Origin of the sequence: Actinoplanes sp. NPDC051633 (assembly GCF_040681735.1) — a bacterium.
Lineage (GTDB): Bacteria > Actinomycetota > Actinomycetes > Mycobacteriales > Micromonosporaceae > Actinoplanes.
Genome location: NZ_JBFAZH010000816.1, coordinates 1 through 3,542 on the forward strand (window position 1 = coordinate 1; position 3,542 = coordinate 3,542).

Here is a 3,542-nt window from a genome sequence, read left to right on the forward strand (position 1 = left end):
CCAGAGTTCCGCCCTGTGCATGGACAAGTCGCTGGCCTATCTCGTCGTCCGGAGCGCCGGCATCGCCACCCCGCGGTTCTGGACCGTGACGCCCGACGAGAAGGTCGACGCCGACCAGCTCACCTATCCCGTCTTCGTGAAGCCGGCCCGTTCGGGTTCGTCGTTCGGCGTCAGCAAGGTGTCCCGGGAGGAGGATCTGCCGGGCGCCGTGGCGGACGCCAGGCAGTACGACTCGAAGGTGCTGATCGAAGGGGCCGTCGCCGGCAGCGAGGTCGGATGCGCCATCCTGGGCAACGGCCCGGACCTGGTCGCGGGCGAGGTGGACCGGATCGCCCTGTCGCACGGCTTCTTCCGGATCCATCAGGAGAACGAGCCGGAACGCGGCTCCGAGAATTCGACACCGGTGGTGCCCGCGGACATCCCGGATGAGTTGCGGTCACTGGTCCAGGAGACGGCGAAGGCGATCTATCGCGCCCTGGGCTGCCGCGGGCTGGCGCGGGTGGACATGTTCCTCACGCCGGATGGACGGGTGGTCCTGAACGAGGTCAACACCTTCCCCGGCATGACCTCCTACAGCCGGTACCCGAGGATGATGGTCGCCGCGGGAATGCCGCTTCCCGAGCTGATCGACCGGATGGCCTCGCTGACGTTGCTGCTGCCGGCCGCTGAGCCTCCGGCAAGGGCGGAGTACCCGGCGGGTACGGCCGATGGACGATGATTTCGTCTTCGTCGACGAGTTCGTGCCCGGCGTCCGCTGGGACGCCAAATACGCCACCTGGGACAACTTCACCGGCAAGCCGGTGACCGGATACCTGGCGAACCGCATCGTCGGCACGAGAGCGCTGTGCGCGGCGCTGCGGAGAGCCCGGGAAGCGGCCGCCGCCCTCGGCTTCGGCCTGCTCCTCTGGGACGGCTACCGGCCGCAACGCGCCGTGGATTGTTTCCTGCGCTGGTCGCAGCAGCCGGAGGACGGCCGGACGAAGCCGCGGCACTACCCGAACATCGACCGGGCCGAGATGTTCGCGAAGGGATACGTCGCCGCCAGGTCGGGCCACAGCCGGGGCAGCACGGTCGACCTGACGCTCTATCGCCTGGACACCGGGGAACTCGCTGCGATGGGCGGCGGCCACGACCTGATGGACCCGATCTCCCATCACGGCGCCGGCGGGATCACGCGCATCGAGGCACAGAACCGCCGGCACCTCCGTTCGGTCATGCGGGCCAGCGGGTTCGGCGCGTACGAGAACGAGTGGTGGCATTACACGCTGGCGGACGAGCCGTATCCGGACACCTACTTCGACTTTCCCGTCGCCGAGCCGGTCAGCGGGAACGGCGATGCGTCGCGGGTGGTGGCCGCGATCGCCCAGCGGCGTGCGCTCACCTCATGAGGTGGCCGGCGGCGCGGCGGGCAGTCGCACCGTGACGCAGAGCCCGCCGTCGGGGCGCGCGGTGAGGGTGAGCGTCCCGTCGTGTGCCTGGGCGATGCTCCGGACGATCGGCAGGCCGAGGCCGGCGCCCGTGTGGCCGTCGCGGATCCGCGCCGTTCCGCGCTGGAACGGCTCGACGATCGTGGCGACCAGCTGTGGGGTGAGCCGATCGCCGGTGTTCTCGACGGTGAGCACCACGGTCTTGTCCGCAACGCTGGTGGTGACCCACACCGTGCCCTGTTCGGCGAGGTTGTGGACGATCGCGTTGTGCACGAGGTTCGTGGTCATCTGCAGCAGCAGGGCGTGCGAGCCGACGGTGGGTGCGATCTCGCCGGAGGTCTTGAGGGTGAGGCCGCGTTTCTCCGCGAGCGGGAGAAGCGTCTCGGTGGCCTCCTCCGCCATCAGGGACAGGTCGACGTGCTCCCGGGTGAAGGACCGCTGGTCGGCGCGGCTGAGCAGCAGCAACGCCTCGGTGAGGTCGATCGCCCGGGTGTTGACGAAATGCAGGCGGTCGACGAGCTCGCCGGTGTCGCTGCTCCGATCGTTGCGGGCCACCTCGAGCAGGGTCTGGGTGATCGCCAGTGGCGTACGCAGCTCGTGTGAGGCGTTGGCGGCGAATCTCTGCTGCTCGGCGACCTGCGCTTCGAGCCTGGCCAGCATGGTGTCGAAGGCGTCGGCGAGCTCGCGGAACTCGTCCTTGCGGCCGTCCAGCTGGATCCGGTGGGAGAGCGATCCGTTGGTGGCCAGGCGGGTGGCCCGGGTGATCCGGCTCAACGGCGCCAGCATGCGACCGGCCAGCAGCCACCCGCCCAGGAGCCCGAACAGCAGCAGCAACGCCAGCACCGCGGCGGCCTTCGGGGCGAAGGCGCGCCACAGGTCGTAGCGGTTGGGGATGAACATGGGCGAGTAGACCGACGGTCGCCGGTCGCCGAACTCCGGCCCGGGTGTGCCCACGGCGGGCTCGATCACCTCGGGGACGTAACGCAGCAGGAAGACCCACACCACGGCGAGCAACAGGGCCCCGGCGATCATGACGACACCCGCGTAGCTGAGCGCGAGTTTGAGGCGAACGCTCCAACCGGGCGCCCTATCCACGGCCACCTCCCTCTCGTGCGATGCCGTGTCCCGTGTCGATCCGGTAGCCGACGCCGGCCACGGTCGCGATGATCCCCGGTTCGCCGAGCCGTTTGCGCAGCGCCGAGACCGTGATGCGCACGGCGTTGGTGAACGGGTCGGCGTTCTCGTCCCAGGCCCGTTCGAGCAGCTCCTCGGCGCTGACCACACCGCCCTCGGCGGCGATGAGGATCTCGAGCACGGCGAACTGTTTGCGGGTGAGCGCGACGTAGCGGCCGTCGCGATAGACCTCGCGGCGGAACGGGTCGAGCCGCAGGCCCGCGATCTCCCGCACCGGCGGCCTGCTGTGTGCGCGCCGGCGGTCGAGTGCCCTGAGCCTGAGCACCAGTTCCTGCAGCTCGAACGGCTTCGTGAGGTAGTCGTCGGCGCCGAGCTCGAACCCGGTCGCCTTGTCGTCGAGACGGTCCGCGGCGGTGAGCATGAGGATCGGCATCCCGCTGCCGGAGGCGACGATGCTCTCGGCGATCTCGTCGCCCGACGGCCCGGGGATGTCGCGATCGAGCACGGCGATGTCGTAGGAGTTGATGCTCAGCAGCTCCAGAGCGGCGTCACCGTCGCCGGCGATGTCGGCCGCGATCGCTTCCAGGCGCAGGCCGTCGCGGATGGCTCCGGCCATGTAGGGCTCGTCCTCGACGACCAGTACACGCATGCCCCCGACGGTAGGGGCCGCCGCATATCGTCGGCATACGGAAACCACGTACGGGGCGGAAAAGGGGGCACACGGCCCTCGCCGGCCTCGCTAGCCTGCCTTCGTGCGCCGAATCCGCCCCGAGTGGTATGTGGCCGCCGCGCTGGTGGTGCTCCTGGTGCTGACCAGCCCCAGGTACGGCTGGCACCGCGACGAGCTGTACTTCGTCATCGCCGGCCGGCACCCGGCATGGGGCTATGCGGATCAGCCGCTGCTGGCGCCGCTGCTGGCGGCGGGACTGGACCGGCTCGGCGGCGGCTCGCTGGTCGTCCTGCGGCTGGCGTCGGCGCTGG

General features: G+C 70.0%; 3 protein-coding genes and 2 pseudogenes. 3 read left to right on the forward strand and 2 right to left on the reverse strand.

Features of this window, described 5'->3' with window-relative positions; genetic code table 11:
• Both AB0M20_RS32580 and vanX read left to right on the forward strand, forming a co-directional pair.
• The coding region (locus AB0M20_RS32580; RefSeq protein WP_364304175.1) for an ATP-grasp domain-containing protein at positions 1-718 on the forward strand (718 nt) is incomplete at its 5' end.
• Positions 708-1,313 (forward strand): annotated as a pseudogene (gene vanX, locus AB0M20_RS32585) (D-Ala-D-Ala dipeptidase VanX); the annotation flags it as partial. The gene AB0M20_RS32580 and the pseudogene vanX, both read left to right, overlap by 11 nt.
• Positions 1,314-1,382: 69 nt before the next feature.
• Here vanX and AB0M20_RS32590 read toward each other — a convergent pair.
• Positions 1,383-2,522, reverse strand: coding sequence for a HAMP domain-containing sensor histidine kinase (locus AB0M20_RS32590; RefSeq protein ID WP_364304176.1), 1,140 nt, complete (start codon positions 2,520-2,522; stop codon positions 1,383-1,385).
• The gene (locus AB0M20_RS32595; protein ID WP_364304177.1) at positions 2,515-3,210 is read right to left on the reverse strand and encodes a response regulator transcription factor; all 696 of its coding nucleotides are present in this window, start codon (positions 3,208-3,210) and stop codon (positions 2,515-2,517) included. The genes AB0M20_RS32590 and AB0M20_RS32595 overlap by 8 nt, the downstream gene beginning before the upstream one ends.
• Before the next feature lie 103 nt (positions 3,211-3,313).
• Here AB0M20_RS32595 and AB0M20_RS32600 point away from each other — a divergent pair.
• Positions 3,314-3,542 (forward strand): annotated as a pseudogene (locus AB0M20_RS32600) (hypothetical protein); the annotation flags it as partial.

Coding starts and splice junctions, on each gene's coding strand:
- AB0M20_RS32595 (WP_364304177.1), bottom strand. CDS start 3,210: ATGCGTGTACTGGTCGTCGAGGACGAGCCCTACATGGCCGGAGCCATC.